This window comes from Streptomyces sp. NPDC045022 (assembly GCF_056432605.1).
Genome location: NZ_JBWKIR010000001.1, coordinates 301,774 through 319,143, shown reverse-complemented (window position 1 = coordinate 319,143; position 17,370 = coordinate 301,774). Strand labels below are relative to the sequence as shown.

The 17,370-nt window shown below is 73.3% G+C and carries 13 protein-coding genes and 1 pseudogene; 2 read left to right on the top strand and 12 right to left on the bottom strand.

Annotated elements, in window-relative coordinates:
* The first annotated feature begins 103 nt into the window (after positions 1-103).
* On the top strand, positions 104-2,266 hold the full coding sequence (locus tag AC07C1_RS01435; RefSeq protein ID WP_478936138.1) for an ATP-binding SpoIIE family protein phosphatase: 2,163 nt from the start codon (positions 104-106) through the stop codon (positions 2,264-2,266).
* A gap of 165 nt (positions 2,267-2,431) precedes the next feature.
* On the opposite strand, the gene AC07C1_RS01430 is transcribed toward AC07C1_RS01435, so the two are convergent.
* A complete protein-coding gene (locus AC07C1_RS01430) occupies positions 2,432-3,616 on the bottom strand; it encodes a beta-ketoacyl-[acyl-carrier-protein] synthase family protein (protein WP_478936137.1) in 1,185 nt (394 codons plus the stop codon).
* A 305-nt stretch (positions 3,617-3,921) separates the two neighbouring features.
* Here AC07C1_RS01430 and AC07C1_RS01425 point away from each other — a divergent pair, with 305 nt between their 5' ends.
* Positions 3,922-4,197 carry a hypothetical protein gene (locus AC07C1_RS01425; protein WP_478936136.1) on the top strand — a complete coding sequence of 92 codons (276 nt, stop codon included), beginning with the start codon at positions 3,922-3,924 and terminating at the stop codon, positions 4,195-4,197.
* A gap of 242 nt (positions 4,198-4,439) precedes the next feature.
* Here the strand turns inward: AC07C1_RS01425 and AC07C1_RS01420 are convergent, their stop codons facing one another.
* From AC07C1_RS01420 to AC07C1_RS01370, 11 genes and pseudogenes are all read right to left on the bottom strand, one after another.
* Positions 4,440-6,041, bottom strand: a complete 1,602-nt coding sequence (locus AC07C1_RS01420) for a M4 family metallopeptidase (RefSeq protein ID WP_478936135.1) — start codon at positions 6,039-6,041, stop codon at positions 4,440-4,442.
* A gap of 146 nt (positions 6,042-6,187) precedes the next feature.
* The gene (locus AC07C1_RS01415; protein ID WP_478936134.1) at positions 6,188-7,168 is read right to left on the bottom strand and encodes a LysR family transcriptional regulator; all 981 of its coding nucleotides are present in this window, start codon (positions 7,166-7,168) and stop codon (positions 6,188-6,190) included.
* 483 nt (positions 7,169-7,651) lie between these two features.
* On the bottom strand, positions 7,652-8,398 hold the full coding sequence (locus AC07C1_RS01410; protein ID WP_478936133.1) for an NADase-type glycan-binding domain-containing protein: 747 nt from the start codon (positions 8,396-8,398) through the stop codon (positions 7,652-7,654).
* Between the two features lie 763 nt (positions 8,399-9,161).
* Entirely contained in the window at positions 9,162-9,725 is a 564-nt protein-coding gene (locus AC07C1_RS01405; protein WP_478936132.1) for a phage tail protein, read from the bottom strand.
* Positions 9,722-11,683 (bottom strand): putative baseplate assembly protein, encoded by a 1,962-nt coding sequence (locus AC07C1_RS01400; protein ID WP_478936565.1) that lies wholly within the window; start codon positions 11,681-11,683, stop codon positions 9,722-9,724. The genes AC07C1_RS01405 and AC07C1_RS01400 overlap by 4 nt, the downstream gene beginning before the upstream one ends.
* Positions 11,683-12,105 (bottom strand): GPW/gp25 family protein, encoded by a 423-nt coding sequence (locus tag AC07C1_RS01395; protein WP_478936130.1) that lies wholly within the window; start codon positions 12,103-12,105, stop codon positions 11,683-11,685. The genes AC07C1_RS01400 and AC07C1_RS01395 overlap by 1 nt, the downstream gene beginning before the upstream one ends.
* Positions 12,105-12,422, bottom strand: a complete 318-nt coding sequence (locus tag AC07C1_RS01390; RefSeq protein WP_478936129.1) for a PAAR domain-containing protein — start codon at positions 12,420-12,422, stop codon at positions 12,105-12,107. Before AC07C1_RS01390 ends, AC07C1_RS01395 begins: the two co-directional genes overlap by 1 nt.
* Positions 12,423-12,472: 50 nt before the next feature.
* Positions 12,473-14,302, bottom strand: coding sequence for a VgrG-related protein (locus AC07C1_RS01385; protein ID WP_478936128.1), 1,830 nt, complete (start codon positions 14,300-14,302; stop codon positions 12,473-12,475).
* Positions 14,299-15,021, bottom strand: coding sequence for a CIS tube protein (locus AC07C1_RS01380; RefSeq protein WP_478936127.1), 723 nt, complete (start codon positions 15,019-15,021; stop codon positions 14,299-14,301). Before AC07C1_RS01380 ends, AC07C1_RS01385 begins: the two co-directional genes overlap by 4 nt.
* Positions 15,022-15,080: 59 nt before the next feature.
* Entirely contained in the window at positions 15,081-15,506 is a 426-nt protein-coding gene (locus tag AC07C1_RS01375; protein WP_478936126.1) for a phage tail protein, read from the bottom strand.
* Between the two features lie 45 nt (positions 15,507-15,551).
* Positions 15,552-17,370, bottom strand: a pseudogene (locus AC07C1_RS01370) (hypothetical protein); the annotation flags it as partial.

Genomic DNA, 17,370 nt, shown 5'->3' with positions numbered 1-17,370 from the left:
CCGGTGTTATTCAATGAGGTGTGCGGTCAGGGATCTCGGGGCCCCGTCGCACGGGTTTCGAGTACGGCCCCGGCGCTGCGCCGGGGATTGCTGAGAGAGCCGCATGGACTGCACCCCCTCCCCCTCCTCCTCGTCGCCGTTCGACCTGGTCAGCAGCTCCCTAGGGCGCTACATCCCGCGCGGCGGAGCGGTAGCGGCCAGCGGTCCTGCCGACGCGCAGGGCGACCGCACCACCCGCCCACGCGTACCCGACAGTCCGGCAGCCGACCGTCAGGATCAGATTCTCGGCGTGGTCAACCTGGACAGGGACCTGAGTATCGCCCGCTGCAATCTGGACGCCCCCGTATTCGCGGGTCTGGACGCCGTGGCCGGAAGTCCTTTCGTCGATCTCCTGCCCCCCGGGGACGTACCGACGGTCACCCGGCGGTTGCGACAGGTCCTGGAGACCGGTGAGGCACACGTCGCCCGGATCCAGCGCCTGCGGCGCGGCGATGGGTCGGAGCTGGTGGTCTCGATGAGCATCCTGCCCGCCGCGGCCCCTCATGAGGGCCTGACCGTCTCCGTGATCGCCATGGCCAAGAGGCTGCACCTGTACGCCGCCGAGACCGCGATCGGCACCTCACTGGACATCGGCGAGACCGCGCAGTCGCTGGCGGAGTCCCTGCTGGCTTGGGGAGACGTGGCCGCCGTCGACCTCGACTTCGCGGTGTGGACGGGGGAGGGAGTCACCGAGCAGGCGCAGGGGCGCATCCGGCTACGACGGGCGGCCCTGGTGCCGGACCGGGCGTGGCCCGACGGCTACGTGACTCCGGGCGACGATCTCCCCGGCGACGCGAGTCGCCTGCTGGCGCAGGCGGTACGGCGGGACGACGCCCCGCAGGCCATCGTCATACCCGACCGGGAGGCGGTCGAGCGGGTGCTCGGCAGTCCGCGGGTGATGCGTGCCCTCGTGCCCGGTGACCGGTCGGCGGGTGTGGCGTGCATACCGCTGGTCCTGGACGGCACGCCGCCCGTCGTGCTGGGCGTGGCGGAGGTCTGGCGGCGGGCGGACTGCCCCTTCCGCGACAGCGAGCTGCTCGACCTGCAGGAACTGGTGGCCAGGACCGTCCATCACGTCGACCTGGCCCGTCAGCACCAGCGCGAGCACACGCAGGTGCTGGCGTTGCAGCGCCGGCTGCTGCCCCGGGCCGGCGGCGACACCATCGAGATCGCCAGCGTCTACCAGCCCGCCAGCCCCGACAGCGCGGGCGTCGGCGGCGACTGGGTGAACAGCTTTCCGCTGCCGGACGGCCGTACCGCGCTGGTGGTCGGTGACGTCGTCGGGCACGGCCTGGGAGCCGCGGCGACCATGGGCCAGCTGAGCATGGAGGCCCGCGCGCTGCTGTCCGCGGGGCTGGCGCCCGACGAGGTGCTGGAACACCTGGACGAGACCGTGACGCTGCTGGACGACACGGAGTCCGGGCTGACGGCCGGCTACAGCGCCCTCGGGTCGACCTGCTGCATCGCCCTCTACGACCCGGTCAGTCACCACGTGGCGCTCTCCAGCGCCGGCCACCTCCCCCCGGTCCTGGTGCTGCCGAACGGGCACGCGGGCCCGCTCGCGGTCCGCCCTCACCCCGGTCTGGGCGCCGAGTTCGCGCTGCGGGAGCCGTTGGACGTGCACACGTTCGCCGTGCCCCCGGGCTCCCTGCTCGCCCTCTACACCGACGGCCTGGTGGAGGATCCGGCCCTGTCGATCGACGAGGGCATCAGCAGGCTGGCGGACGCCGTGTCCGCGGTGCACCCCTGGGACGCCCTGCAGCAGGCCGCACGGCACGTCGTCTCCACGCTGACGCCCGTGCGCCGGCGCGACGACGTGACCCTGCTGCTCGCGCGCACGATCGGCTACCGCAAGGGGGACACGGCGACCTGGCGGCTGCCCGCCCGCGCCGACGCGCCCGCCCGTGCGCGCGCGCACGTCTCCGCGCGGCTGCGGCAATGGCACACCAGGGACAGCGTCCGGGACGCCGTGCCGCTGCTGGTCAGCGAGCTGGTCACGAACGCGGTGCGCTTCGCCGCCGGTCCCATCACGGTACGACTGATCAGGACCGGTCGCGGCCTGCTGTGCGAGGTGGGCGACACCGGCAACGGCAGGCCGCGTCTGAGCCGGGGCGGCCTCCTCGACGACGGCGGTCGTGGCCTGCACGTCGTGCACAGGCTCACCACCCGGTGGGGGGTGCGGTGGACGGACACCGGCAAGGTGATCTGGGCGGAAGTCGCGAAGTGACGCGGCTGCAGAAGCGCGGTCGGCGTAGGCGAGCGCGGCGAGGGCAAGGGCTGCGTGCACGTCAGCCGACGCCGGCGACGGTACGGACGGCACCCTCTGCGGTACCGGTGGCGTGACCGGTGACGCGGGCGGCCCGTTTGCCGGTACGGGTGGTGCGTGCTCGCGCTACAGCCACTGCCCTTCCAGGGCGGTGGCGGTGAGGCCCGGTGCCGCCGCGTACAGGACGGCGCGATCGCCCGCCTTCTGCCCGGCGTCGTGCGCGCGCCTCAGGATGTCGAACACGGCGGCGCCTCCGCGGTTGCCGCTGGTGTAGCTGTCCCGGCTGTGGTCCAGCAGCCCCGACGGCCACGCGTCGGGCATCGTCTGCTCCATGTACTCCAGTACCCGGGTCCCCCCGGGGTGTGCGAGCAGCACGTCGGGGTGCCAGGAGTCGGGGTCGTCCTGGTAACGGACGCGCAGCCACTCCCACATCGCGGTGACCGTCTCCTGTACTGCGCGCGGCCCGCGCCGGTCCATCACGAAGTGGGTGCCGTCCGCCCGCGTATCCAGGCGGTGCAGGTCTTGGGTGCCGGGCAGGGTGTGGTGCCAGGCGGCGTCCAGCCGCAGCACCGACTCGGGCCTGGGGCGGCCCGTGACCACCGCGGCGACCGCGGTGTCCGCAAACAGCAACCGGACGATCAGGGACTCGAGGGTGTCGTCCGCGGGCTGATAGGTCGTGCTCAGCGCCTCCGCGATCACGACCAGGACCACCCGCTCGGGGTCCGCGGCCACGAGATCCGCCGCCAGCGCCAGGGAGCGGGTCCCCGCGATACAGGCCCACTGCGTGGCCGGCAGCAGCATCACGTCGTTGCGGAGCGGAAGCTTGTTGGCCAGGGCGATGTCGAGACCCGGCAGCGCCGGGGTGGTGGAGTGACTGGTGATCAGGCAGTCGACGTCTGCGGCGTCCAGACCGGCGATCTGCAGGGCCCCGCGCGCCGCACGCTCCCCATAGGACTGCACCGCCTCCCAGGCCGGCGCGGTGCGCTCCTGGACGGTCTGCGGCCCGGGTATCGTCTCGAGGGCGGCGATCACGCGGTCCACGTCCCGCTGGGTGAACCCGTCTCGTGCCAGCGCCTTTTGGGCGGCCCCGATGCCGACAGTGCGCAGGCCGCCGCCGTTGCCGGGCGCGACGGCGGTCTCCAGCGGCAGCATCCATCCGCGGGTCTCGATGCCCGTACTGGCCGCGATGCCGTCGATCCGCGGCGCCCACGCCGCGTGCGGGTGCCGGTCGCGCACCTCCGCCACGATCTGGCTGGTCTCCACGGCGTACTCGCCGTGTATTACGGCAGGAGGACAGAGGTAAGCGGCCATGATGGCACCTTTCCGGGGGAACGAGGAGGAACGTCACGAAGGCTGTGTCATGGGCGACTTGGGAACTTCGCGCCCAAGATGATGCCGAGGGGATCCACTTCGGGAGTCGGTATCCCTTTTCGGTATCCCTTTCAAGCATGGACGCCAAATGGACATATCCGCTGTGATGCAGACAACTTGGGCAGCCCTTGGAGGCTGTGATACGGCACACATCGCCGTAACAGGCGCTCTCGGAGCGGTTCCGCAGGCTGTACCTGACGCACCACCAGCCAGGGCGCGGGCGGCCGGTCACCCGTCGGCTGGGCATGACGGCCCGGAAGGAAGGCGGTCGCATTCCCTCGCTGCTCGCCGGCATCGCCGTCGACCACCTGCCGGCGGGCCGGCTCCACAGCACCGGCCTCGTCCCGGTCGAATTCCAGCTAGCACCGCACGAACTGCGTGTGGCGCTGCGCGACCGCGAAAAAATCGGCCTGTGGCGGAGCGACGACGAGGACGGTCGCCTGTTCTTCTCGCCTGGGGGCCGTCCGGGGCCTGGGCGCGGGGGTTTCGGTGCGCGGTCCGGGCAGAGCAGGCCCGGGTGAAGGTTTCACAACCCGCGGCAACCCCGGATGGGAGCGAGCCGGCCGGGCGTGCCCTCTCACCGGCGTTTTCACAACGTCGGGACCGGCGTATGTGCCGTCCATCAGGCGGCGTACGCGGAGCTAGAGGCTCACCGGCCTCGAGAGGCACGGCGTCGTCGGAAACGCCCGGCCCGGGCGACGACCGTGGGGGTCTTCGTCGTCGTCCGGGCCGGCTCCCGCGGATCAGGTGGTGCGTCGGTGCCTCATGGGACGTTGACCGCGCTCCAGGCTGCGGCCACGGTGGCGTACTCGGGGCTGGTGGCGCCGTAGAGGTCCTTCGCCGCGTTCAGAGTCGCGGTGCGGGCGCCCTTGTAGTCCGTGGTGGAGGTCATGTAGACGGTCAGCGCCCGGTACCAGATGGCGGAGGCCTTCTGGTTGCCGATGCCGGTGACGGTGGAGCCGTTGCAGGTAGGACTGTTGTAGGAGACTCCGTTGACGGTCTTGGCGCCGCTGCCCTCACTGGCGAGATAGAACCAGTGGTTGCCGACGCCCGAGGAGTAGTGCACGTCGAGGCGGCCGACCGACTTCGACCAGCAGTCGGCGGAGCGGCCGTCCAGGGACGGCTTGTCGAAGCGACGCAGCCACGGCGGGGTGGACTGGTCGCTGAAGAGGTAGTCGGGGGTGTCGACGGGGTTGTTGGCGTACCACTCGACCATGGTGCCGAGGATGTCGCTGGTGGCCTCGTTCAGGCCGCCGGACTCACCGCTGTAGCGCAGATTGGCGGTGGCCGAGGTGACGCCGTGGGTCATCTCGTGGCCCATGGTGTCGAGGTCGACCTGCTCGGGGTCGGTGGTGCCGTTGCCGTCGCCGGTCATCATGCAGAAGCAGGAGTCCGACCACTGGGCGTTGTCCCAGTTGGTGCCGACATGGACGAAGACGGTGGCGCCGCGGCCGTCGTCCTTGATGCCGTTGCGGCCGAAAGTCGTCTTGTAGTAGTCGAACGTCTGCGCGGTGTTGGTGTGCGCGTCGACGGCGGCGGTGGCGCGGTCGGTGGAGAACTTCCGGCCGTCGCCCCAGGTGTTGTCGGCGTCGGTGAACAGGGTGCCGGACGAGCTTTTCACGGACGAGGACGAGAGGTTGTGGGCGTCCTTGGTGATGTGGCCGCGCACCGGGTCGATCAGGGCGAAGGTGCCGTCGGCCTGCTGGGTGGTGTCGATGCCGACGTCACCGGTGTACTCGGCGTGGCCGGTGCCGGTCGCCTCGCGCTCGGCGTCGTAGTTCTCGATCGCGGCGCCGGTGGTGGCGTCGGTGACGAAGACCTCGCCGTGCGGCTGGCCCTTGTCGCCCAGGCCCTGCACGGTGGTGCGCCAGGCCAGGCGAGGCATGCCGTCGGCGGCCCACACGATCAGCTTGGGGGTGGACTTGGCGTTGCGCACCGATCCGTGCGAGCGCTTCAGGGCCCTGGCTGCGGTGCCCTTGGCGTCGACGGCGGGAGTGACGGACGTGAGCGCCACCTTGTGGGCCTTGGCACGGGTGGATCCCTTGAGCGAGCCGTCGGCCTTCTGGTGGACGACGAAGTCGCCGCCGACGACGGGGAGGCCGCGGTAGGTCCGCTCGAAGCGGACGTGCTGGGTGCCGTCGGCGTCGATCACGACGTCCTTCACCTTGAGCGTTTGGCCCGCACCGAAACCGAAGGTGTCGGCGTGCCGGGTCACGTTGGCCTCGGCCTGGGATATCGCCGTGTCGCGGGCGGAGGTTCCGCGCTGCACTGTAGGGGTCTGCGAGTGCGCGGGTACGGCCATCGCACCCGTGGTGATGACACCGGCGGCGACCATTGTGGAAAGGGCAAGAAGGGGACGGGACATGACGGGGTGATTCCTTCGCTCGTCGTGGGGTGACGACGTCCTCGGACGTTGACGCGAAGTGTTCAGCAGGTGGCATGTCCCTGACGTGACTTCATTTGAGATATAACTGCGGAGCTATAGGGCGTGGGGTGCCGCGGCCCGGCCGGTCACATGCGCTCACCGAGGGCGAACTCGTCGCCCCCGCCCTCCCACCAGGCCAGGTACGGCGGCCGCTGCCGCACCAGCGACAGATAGGCGGCCAGCAGACGCTCGCACGCCGCGTCGGCGAGCTCGGGCGGAACCGATTCCGTGTTCCAGGCCAGCAGCAGCCGCCGGTGGAACGGAATGTCCACGAGCGGCCGCTGCACGGTGCCGTGGGGGGAGACATCGGCGGTCGGCCATACGCCGCAGACGGCACGCCGGCCGGCGACCAGGACCTGCGCCACGGACAGGTCCGGCGTCACATGGGCGATGCGCGGAGTGAATCCCGCTGACTGACAGGTGAGATGCAGGTACGCGTGCACCCCGCTCTCGTCGGCCTCCGGCATGACCCACTCCTCGCCCGCCAGCTCATGGAGGCGGACCGTCTCCTGGCGCGCCAGCGGGTGGTCCTCGGCGAGCAGGACGAAGACGGGCTCGCGGAGCAGTGTGTGTGTCGCCACCGACTCGCCGACCGGAAGGGGGAAGCCCGGGAACTCGCCGAACACCGCGATGTCACATTTCGACAGGCTCAGCGATTTCGCCAGGGTGTGCACGGAACGACGGGCATCTATGGTGAGCCGGCGTTCCGGGACGAGTTCGAAGAGGGCGGAGACCAGCAGGGACACCAGGGGGCCGGCGGTGCCGCCCGCCCTCAGCAGCGCGGCGGCCTGTCTGTCCGCCTCGGCCGCCGTTCGCGCGTACTCGCGCAGCCGGTCGAAGCCGACGACGAGGTCACGGGCGCAGCGCAGGACGTACTGTCCGTTCTCGTTCGGCTTCACCCCGTCGGCGCTGCGGATGAAGAGCGGGCCGCCCAGCTCGTGTTCGATCCGCTTCAGCTGAGCGCTCGTGGCCGGCTGAGAGAGCTGCAGCCGTGCGGCGGCCTTGCGGATGCTGCCGGCCTCGGCGACGGTGAGCAGGACACGGAGGTGCCGGAACTCGAGGTGCATGAACATCCCCCGCTCAGCGCGGAGGGGCCCATGCACCCCCCGTGACCAGCAGAACCAGTTGCCAGACGGCATGGTGACCAAGAATCCGACGGGCCCGTGAGGGCGGCAACCACGGGACGGTAAAACCTACGTTGCGTACGCCACGGCATTCCCCGGCCCAGGAGGCGGGGTGGCGGGCCGAGGCGAACCGGCTCATGTCTCCGCCGGTCTCCACGATGATCACTTCAGCGACCGCGGTCATCAACGCGGTCCGGCACAACGTCGCCTACCAGAACTCGGCGGCACCTGCTTCACCCGACGCGACCCCGGACGTGCCACCCGCCGGGCCATCAACCAGCTCAACCATCGTTGCCGCATCTGCGGCCCGCCCGAGGAGTTTTCCGGACGGGCCGCAGGCCGCTTCTCCTCGCCGCAGGCGCGAAGGCCGATCCGGCCGGTCCGGCGCCGACGCAGGCCGGTCGCGAACGTCGCGGGTGGTGCGAATCAGCCTCGCTGGAAGAACTCGACCTCGGCGAGCGCCAGTCGGCGGCCCGCCGTCAGACCCACGGGCGAGCGCAGGACCAGGCGTACGGTCCGCACGTCGCTGATGCCGGTGGAGATCGTCTGCGGGCCGGCTTTGTCGCTGAGGGTGAGTTGCCTGCGCTGCTGCCCGCCGTCCCGCGTCGTCACCACCAGGTCCATGCGAAGGGCGCGTGCCTGGCGGACGTACTGTTCCGGGTCCTTGGACGGGCCGTTGGTGATGATCATGTCGACCAGGCGGAACGGCTTTCGGAAGGTGTACCTCACCGAGGCGCCGGGCGCGGGCGCGCCCCAGTAGCTGTTACTCACCCCGTCCATGGTGTTCTTCGCCGGGTACCCAGGGCTCTCGGCGCTCGCCTTGATGTCCACCGGGGGGATGGGCTGGGCCTTGCCCAGTTTGTCCCGGGTGTCCTCGAACAGGGCGCGTCCGGCGGGGAGCAGCAGGAGACCACCGGTGCACAGCGCCACCACAACGGCGAGGATCACCAGCAGCCGCACCGTCCTGCCCGAACTCGCCCGCACCTTGCGGCGGAACGGCCACACGGTCCGCCACCACGGCAGCGCTTCGGGCTTCGCGGCGGGGTCGAGCACGGCCGCGCAGCGCCGGCAGAACCGCCGGCCGGGCGGGTTGGGCGTACCGCAGGCGGGACAGGGCGGCCCCGCCACGTCGTCGGGCGCCGCCACGGGGCGTACGACGGGGCGGGCGGCCACCGGCTTCGCGGGGCGTACGGGCTGGATGGGGGCGGGGGCCGGTGACTCGGGGGTGGGAGCGGCCGGGGGGCGGGGACCCGGCGCGATCCGGGGGGCCGAAGCCGGTGGGGTGGCCCGAGCGGGGCGGCCGGTGGGCGCCGCGGTCGTGGGGGCTGCTCCGTCGGTGCGCGGGGCCTCACCGGTGGTCGGGCGGGGTTCGGTAGCGGAGCGCGCGTCGCCGGGGCCGGGCCGGGCCGCGGGGCTCGTCGTGGCGTCCTCGCCCGAGGTGGCTCCGGAGGTCTCGCCGGCACCGTCGCGGGGGCGTGGGCCCGCGGCGGCCGCCGTGCTCGCCGCCCGAGCCTCACCACGACCGCGGCCCGTCAGCCGGGGCCGCAACGACGAGCCCCGGGCAGGCGGCTCCTGAGCCGGCGGGGGCGAGGGGGCCCGGGGGGCAGCCGTCGCGGCCGGGGGTTGCGCCGGGGTGCCCGGCGCCGACGACCGGGCGGGCGCGCCCGCTGTCGGGGGCTGGGAGGCCGTGGGCCGGGGCGCGCTCGGGGCGGGCGGCGCCGAGGACGTACCGGGGACCGGTGGATCCTGCGCCGCATCCGGAGCCGGCGTTCTTGACGTCGGCGGCTCCGAGGCCGTATCCGAAGACGACGCACCCGAAGACGACGCCCCCTGTGTCGCCGCGCGGTCCGGCCACCCCAAGTACGCCCCGCAGTTGCCGCAGAAGTCGTCCGTGGGGTCGTTGGACGCCCCGCACGCGGGACAGGCGCGCACGGCGTCACCTCCCTTCGTCGGTGGGCGGGCCGGGCAGGACTTCCAGCCGGCAGACGGTGTGGACCGGGCACATGGCCCTGACGACCTCGTGGATCCTGTCCGGGTCCACCCAGGCCCCGCGGTCCGGCCACACCCGGACCAGGACTTCGGCGGGGGGCTCCGGCGGCAGGTCGGCACCCGGGGTGTTCGACCACACCGCGGCGCCGTCACCGGTGACCTCCGCGTGCACGCCGAGCGCGAGCCGCAGGGCCTCGACCAGGCCGCGCCGGGTACCGCGCCACCGGTGCAGTTCCACCGCGCGGACGACCACCGCGCGGCGCCGCTCCACCGGCCACTTCGGATCGTCGGCGGCGCCCACCCAGGACGCCAGCCAGGTCAGGAAGTCGGGCGGGGTCACCCGGGGGTCGAGGTAGGCGGGCAGGTTGTCGAGCGTGGCGAACACCGGGGCGAGGACCGTGTCGAGTCCGGCGGTGAAACGTTGCGCGAAGTCGTCGTCGGCGTACAGCGCGGGCAGTTGCCCACCGATCGGGTACCGGCTCGGCAGACCGGGTACGGCCGCGCGGCTCATCCCCGTGCCTCCGGTTCCACGGCCTTGACGAGCACCTGGTGCTGGTACGAGAAGACCAGCGCGCCCGCGGCCACGTCGATGCGGTCCGTCGGTGCGCCGCGCCGCCCGGTGATCGGGTCGGCGGGGAACAGCAGGATCTCCTCGACCAGGGCGTTGCCGGTGGCGCGTTGCAGGACGCCGAACACGTCGCCGTACTGGACCGGTCGTCCGAAGGGCCAGCCGGTGCCGTCCGGCCCGCCGGTCAGCGGGTTGAGGTGGCGGAACAGGGCGGTGAGGGCCGCGTCGCGGACCCGGTCGGTGTCGGCCGGTGCCACCGCGAGCCGGGCGACCACGGTGACGCCCTGGTAGACGGGCGGCTCGACCACGAGGCGGGTGCCGATCAGGCGGCGTTCGTCGAGGCTGGAGGTGATCGCCCGCAGGACCTGGTCGGAGGGGATGAGCTGCTCGAAGCGGAGCCGGCCGTCGCTCTCGTCGGCCACCGCGTCCGGCACGACCAGGACGCGTACCGCGCCGGCGCCCTCGCTGGCGGGCAGACAGCGGACCCGGCGTACCGAGGGGGCCGCCTGACGGGCGATGATCTCGTGGTCCTCGGCGGTGACCGCGCGCTCCTGCATGCGCAGAGCCTCCGGCGCCCGCAGCTTGGCGTTGGCGACGGTCTCACCCGCGACGCCGCCGCGCGCCGCCTCCCGGTTGACGACCCGCGCGACGTACGGCACGGAACTGCGCAGCACCGAGATCGCGCCCCGGGCCACGTTGCCGGCCGGGCCGCCGCCGGTGCGGTAGCGGGCCACCCGGATCTGGGCACCCTTGGGCGGCACGGCGCCGCACTGCCTGAGCGTGCCGTCCGGTTCGCGCAGCACCGGCGGGAAGGTGAACTCGCCGGTGGTGGCGTCGACCCGGACGTGCCGGTCGGCCGGCCCCGAGCGGCCGAAGTACTCGACCACCTCCCAGCGTTGCCAGCCCTCGGCGGACGACACCTCCACCACGGGCGGCTCACCGTCGACGAGGACCGGCGGGCGGCCGAGCCGGAACGTCTGCCCGGCGACCCCCTCCGAGGTGCCGAGCGGCACATCGGTCTCGGTCTCGGCGTGCTCGACGGACATGGTGCCGCCCACGGTGAACACCGACGCCTCGCGCACCGTGGGGGACTCCGAGTAGAACGGCTGGCCCGGTTCCGGCTCGGTGACCCGGCAGCGCAGCCAGCCGGCCCGGGTGCCGCCGATCACGGAGGCCGTGTGCGCGGCCGGTACGTACACGATGACCTCGCCGGGCCGGTTCAGCCCGCCGGTGGAGTCCTCGCCGGTCTCGCACACCCGCCAGCCGCCGCCGTCCCACGCCTCCCACACCAGCGGGGGCTGGCGCGGGTCCACGCCGATGCCCTCCACGCGGCTGTCCAGGCGCACCGCGACCACGCAGCGCGGCACCGCCGTCGGCAGACCGAACAGCAGCGCGTCGCCCGGCTCCGGCGCCGTCTGGAAGGCGGGCACGTGGCGGCCGTCGGTGAGCTCCCCGGTCCGGTCGGCCTGCTCTCCGGTGCGGGGCGCGGTGACCAGTCGGGTCAACTCGCTCGGCATGATGCGCAGTTCCTCGGTGGTGGTGAACACCACGGCCTCGTCGCCCTCGCCGCCCGCCGTGGTCACCTCGGTGCCCGCGGGCAGCGCCACCGTGTCGGGCTGGGGCGCGGACAGCCAGAAGTCGACCTCGGCCACGGCCGCCGCCGGCGGGAACAGGCGGATGCCGAGCAGATCCAGGAACGCTGTGTAGTTCTTGTCGGGGACCCGGTTGAGCCGGTACAGCAGCTGGTCCACGAGGTAGGCGAACGTCTCGATCAGGGTGACGCCCGGGTCGGAGACATTGTGGTCGGTCCACTCCGGGGCGCGCTGCTGCACGTACCGCTTGGCCTCGTCGACGAGGTGCTGGAAGCGCCGGTCGTCCAGGTTCGGGGAGGGCAGGGCCATCAGTCGGCGCCCCATTCCTCGGCCCCCTCCTCAGAGGGGATCGTGTAGAAGGGAAAGACCAGGTTGCGCCGGTCGTTGGTGGAACGCAGGGTGTAGTGCACGTCGATGTAGAGGGTCCCGGCCTCGACCGCGTCGTAGGCGACCACCACGTCGTCCACCGCGATGCGCGGCTCCCACCGCTCCAGGGCCTCGCGCACCTGCTGTGCGATGCGGCCGGCGGTGGCGCCGTCACCGGGCGCGAAGACGTGGTCGTGGATGCCGCAGCCGAACTCGGGGCGCATCGGCCGCTCGCCGGGCGCGGTGCCGAGGACCAGGCGGATGGCCTCCTCGATCTCCCGTTCCCGCTCGACCATGCCGATCCCGCCGGTCGGCCCGACCCGCAGCGGGAACCCCCAGCCGCGGCCGATGAACCGCTCGCTCATCACACGCCCCCGATCAGGACGTTCAGCGCGCCGGCCGAGATCATCGCGCCGCACGTGGTCTGGTCGCGCATCCGGGCGGCCGGCAGCCCGCCGATGAGGACCTCGCCCGAGGCGACTGCGGCCGGATTGGGCAGGATCACGTTGCCCGGGCCCAGGGCCAGGTGCGGTGGCATCGCGCAGGTGTGCAGGCTGCCCGCGACGGCGGCGGGACGGCCGCCGATCAGCACGGTCGCGACCGCCACGGCGGCGCCGGGCGGCGGGGTGGCGATCACCCCGCCGTGGTTGGTGGGGTCACCGGTACGGGCTGCGGCCGGCATGGATGCTCCTTGGGAATCTCGGGGAGAGCAGGGGTCAGGGGAGACAGAGGTCAGTTGATCCGGATGAGCCTGGCCTTGAGGACGCCCAGCAGACCGCCGTCGACGGTGACGTTCGACGAGCCGTTGACGCTCACCGTGCGGCCGCCGATCCTCACCCCGACCCTGCCCTGGATGTCCACGTTGCGGCCCGACACACTCACGTCGCCGCGCCCCGCGTCGAGGGTGATGCCCTTCTTGTCGAGCAGGACGGAAGTGAGGGGTCGTTGGCGGCCCTTGGCGGCGTACACGGTCAACTCGATGCGGTCCCTGCGGTTGTCCAGGAACACTTCGAGGCGTTCGTCGGCGCTCGTCAGCCGCACCCCGGAGCGGCCGGGTGCCCTCGCGTCCAGCAGTTCCACCCGGTGCCCCGAACGCGACACGATGGAGCGGCGGTTGACCTTCCCGGTGGTCTTGTCGATCAGTGGGACGTCGTGCGGCGAGGGCTTGTCCACGCCGTTGTACAGACCGCCGATGACGTACGGGCTGTCCAGCAGGCCCTGTTCGAAGCCGACCAGTACCTCGTCGTTGACCTCGGGGCTGACGACACCTCCGCCGCCCTTGCCGCCCCACTGCACGGTACGTACCCAGTCCGTGACGTACGTGTCGTCCAGCCAGGGGAACTTCAGCCGTACGGCGCCGCGTTCGGAGCCGCCCGGTTCGCGTACGTCCGTCACCACGCCGATCGCCAGACCGGGCATGCGCGGGCTGCGGCCGGGCGCGTTCGCCCCGGTCACCAGGCCCGTCAGGGAGCGGTCCGGGCTGGCGCTGACCCACACCGTCGTCCGGTACCCGCCGTGCGGATCCAGGACGTGCTGCACCGCCGTCGCCGTGTACCGGCCGGAGAAGGCCTGCCCGACGTTGCCGAGCGCGACCGGTTTGCCCGCCCGCAACCCGGGGTTCCCCTCGACCACCGCCTCCAACTCGCCGAAGGCCGCACTGACGTGAGCTGCCGTGGCGTCGGCGACCGCCGTGGCCTCCGCCTGGGTGCGATACGGGGTGTCCGTGACGGTCAGCTTCGACGACTTGCCGAACCGGGCGGCGAACGCCGGGCTCAGCCCCGGCACCACCGTGTCGCTGTTCACCGACGGCTTGCGTGCCACCAGCGGCCGTTTCGTGGTGACGTCCCAGCCGCGCACCTCCACCTGTGAGGCACCGTCCGCCGCCGACAGCGAGGCCCGCAGCGCCAGCAGGTTGCGCCCGTACTCCAGCACCATCGGGCTGCGGGTGGCCGGGGTCGACGGCGCGGGCGCGCCGGACGCCTTCTGCGGCCTGGTGAACTGCAGCAGTCCCTTGTCGTCGACGTGCACCTGCGCGCCGCTCTCCCCCGCCAGGTACTGCAGGAAGTCCCAGTCGGAGACGTTCGCCTGGGACAGCTGCCGGTAGGTGACCGGCGCGGCCTCCACCTTCCCGCAGGCCAGCCCGGCCCCCGCGGCCACCTTGCGGACGATCGCCGCCGCCGTCATGTTGCGGTACGCCACCACCTTGCGGCCCCGCTGGAGACGGTGCGCCTTGGAGTAGGCGCGCACCACCGTGAACGAGCCCGTGCCGTCCCGGTCCAGCTCCATGCCCGTCACCTCGCCGTCGAACAGCCGCTCACGCGCCTGCCCGGACACGGTCACCACCGACACCCGCAGCGGGGTGCCGATGGTGATGCCGGTCGCCTGCAGGAACTCGTGGTCGGGATCGCGGAAGGTGAGCACCGCCGCGTCCGGCAGGCCCATGTTCCCGTCGACCACACAGCTCACCAGCTGGGCGGCCCAGATCCGCGGGAGTTCGCCGGGGGTCTCGATCACGGGGTCCGCCGCGAACGACCGGCCGCCCCGCGCCTCGGGTGTGGTCACTGATCCTCCTCAGCGCCCGCGTCGCGCAGTCCCGGCACCACCAGTTCGGTGCCGGGCACGAGCGCCATCGGGTCGTCGATGTCGTTCGCCTCCGCGATGACCCGCCAGGCCGTCGCGTCGCCGTACTCCCGCCAGGCCAGCAGCGCCAGGCTGTCGCCCGCCACCACGGTGTGCGTGCTGCGGGCGGTGCGCGCGCCGGAGGTCGGGTTCTGGCCCGGAGGGTCGACGCTCGCCTCCTCGATGGACAGTGCGCAGGTGGCCCGCAGCGGCTTTCCGTCCACGTCGAACAGCGTGTACGTCACCGACAGACTCGACAGCACCCCGTCGAACGAGGTGGTCCGCGACGTGCCCCACTCGAACCTCACCCACGGGCTGGCCGGCTTCTTGCGGCCCAGACTCGCCGGGGTCGGCACGCACGCCTTCATCAGCTTCTCCACCGCCTGCTCCACGGAGTTGTCGTGGGTGGCGGTGGCGTCCAGGAACACCTCAAGGCTCAGCTCGCGCGGTCCACTGCCGACGAACTCGGGCAGCGCCGACTGCCCCGCCATCCGGGACGGGGAGCGCCGCCACTCAGTGGTCTTGCGCAGCTGCAGGGTGGACGGGTTGAACTGCAGGTCCACCCGCGCGATCGTCCCGCCGGGCTTCGCACCGACGGAGGCCGGGGGCTCCTTCAGGGTCAGCTGGGCCCTGGTCCGGCTGGTGCGGACCGCTGGGGACATGGCCGTGACTTCCTTTCCGGGGACGGCGGTCGAGGGTGGTGGTCGTGGTGCCCGGCGGGTCAGGAGGGGCGCAGCCCCTGGTGCGCGATCTCCAGGGTCTCCACCGCGGCCTGCGAGTTGGCGGGATCGAAGGACGGGCCCTGCCAGCGCACCGGGACGATGCCGAACACCTGCCAGCTGATGATCCGGGTCAGGTCCGGTCTCAGCGCCACGATCTCGCCGTCCTTGGGCTCCACCCGCTTCAGCGTCTCGTCGAGCCAGCGGGCGATCTTCGCCGTGTCGGCGGTGACGGGCCGGGTCAGCGTGATGTTCGACCAGGACACGCGGCTGGGCAGCTGCCAGGTGAAGCCGTTGTTGCCGCCCTCGGCGTACGTCTCCATCTCGACCTCGGCTCCCATGCCGGAGCAGGTGTGGAAGGCACCCAGGTCGTTGCCGCCGATCGCGAGCCGGAAGAACACGCTCGTCGCGAAGATGCTGTCGGTCATTCGTCCGTCACTCGCCAGTCAGTCGTTCGTCGTCCATCGGGGCCCTCAGCGGCGTCCGTCGTAGGGGCGGCCGGTGCGTTCCCGGCCGCGCCGCAACTCGGTGCGCAGCAGCCGTGACACCGGGTCAAGGAGGCGCCGCGCCAGGTCGTCGAGGTCGAGACCGGCGTCACCCGGTGCGGTCCCGGTGCGGTGGGCCGCGGTCTTGCCCGGGCCGGATGCGGAGGTCTCGGCGGGCGCGGACGAGGCCGACGACGACCGCGACCGGCCCCGCGCCGGTACTTCCTTGACCTGTACGCCCTTGAGCAGGTCGGCACCGGCGGTGCCGTTGGCGTCCCGCTGCACCGGGGCGGGCGACCCCGCTGTGCGGGCGCGGCCCGACGGGGCGGTCCGCGCCCGAACCACGGGCACGGGCCCCACCGACGGCGGGGCCGCCGGCGGCCGGTCCGCGAGCGGCGGCGTCCGCGGGGCGGTCACCGGCAGGGGCCGCGCCGGTACGGCGGCGGACGCACCGGCCGTCACACCGGCCGTCGTCGGCGGAGGTGACGCGGGGCGGACGACGGGAACCCGCTGAACGGGAGCCCGGGAACCCGTCGTTGGGCTCCCCGAGCCCCTGTCCGGCGATCCGGGGTGCGCGGTCGCGCCCTGTGCGACCTGCGGCGTCGCCGGGGCGGGCGCGCGGGGTGCCGGGTACACGGGGGCCCCGCCGGTCCGGGCTCCGGCCGGCGCGGTGGCCTGCGAGGTGGTCCGCTCGCGGGCCCGCGTGCTGTTCCGCGCGATGCCGGCCGGCTCGGCAGCCGGTGCGCCGGACCAGCGCGCCGCCACCACGGGACGGCTGCCGGTACGGACGGCGACGGGCGGTACCGCGCCTTCCGGGGTCCCGGTGCTCAGGGTCAGCGGACGGGCGGCGAGCAGCGAGAGGGTACGCGGTGCGGCCGTGGCGGACCGTGCCGCGGAGCGGGCCACGGTGAGAGGGAGGGGGCCCGCGGAGCCGGGAGGCCGGGTGCCCCCGTCGCTCGCGGTGCCGTCCCCGCTTCCGGCGGCCGAGCCGCCCGCAGCGCGTGCGGTGCCTCCGGTGGCTGTGACGCCGGCAGCGACCGCCCTGGCCACGACCACCTGGCCACGCGGACCGGCGGGGCGTTGGGGGCCCTGCCCGCCGGAGCCCGGCCCGTCCGCCCGCTGGGAGCCCTGCCCGCCGGAGCCCGGCCCGTCCGCCCGCTGTCCACCGGACGTCGGCCCATCGGTGCGCGGTCCCGCCGGGCCGGGCCGACCGGCGCGCGATCCGTCCGGGTCCGCCCAACCGGCGCCCGGCCCGCCGGACGCCGTGCCGGGGCGTCGCGGATGTGCTGCCGCGCGTTCCGGGTCCACGGCGCCTGCCGGTCGCGGCCGGTCGGGTACGGCGGCCGGGGGCGGCGTCACCAGCGGTGTGGCGGGCCCGGTCGCGTGGCCGGCGTGAGCGGCCTCGGTGGTGTCCCTGGTGGAGGAATGGTCGGCGAGGCGGCGTTGGACGTGTGCCGTCCCCAGCAACGGGGCGTCCGCCGGAGCCACGGGCGCCGTGGCCCCCGTGGGCGGCGCCGCGGCGGACGCGGAGGCCTGGTCCTGGCGGGCCTGAGCACGCCGGGCGTCCGGGCCGGACGTGGTACGGGAGGCGCGGGCACCGGACGCGGCGGAACCGGGCGGCTCGGCGCTCGGCGGCAGCGCGGACAGCGGTGCGCCGAGGCCACCGCGCACGCGTGCGCCGGAGCCGCCGGGGCCGGAGGTCCGGCGCGGGGCCTCGGGGCTGCCGGGACCGGAGGCCGGACGCGGAGCCTCGGGGCTGCCGGGACCGGAGGCCGGACGCGGAGCCTCGGGGCTGCCGGGACCGGAG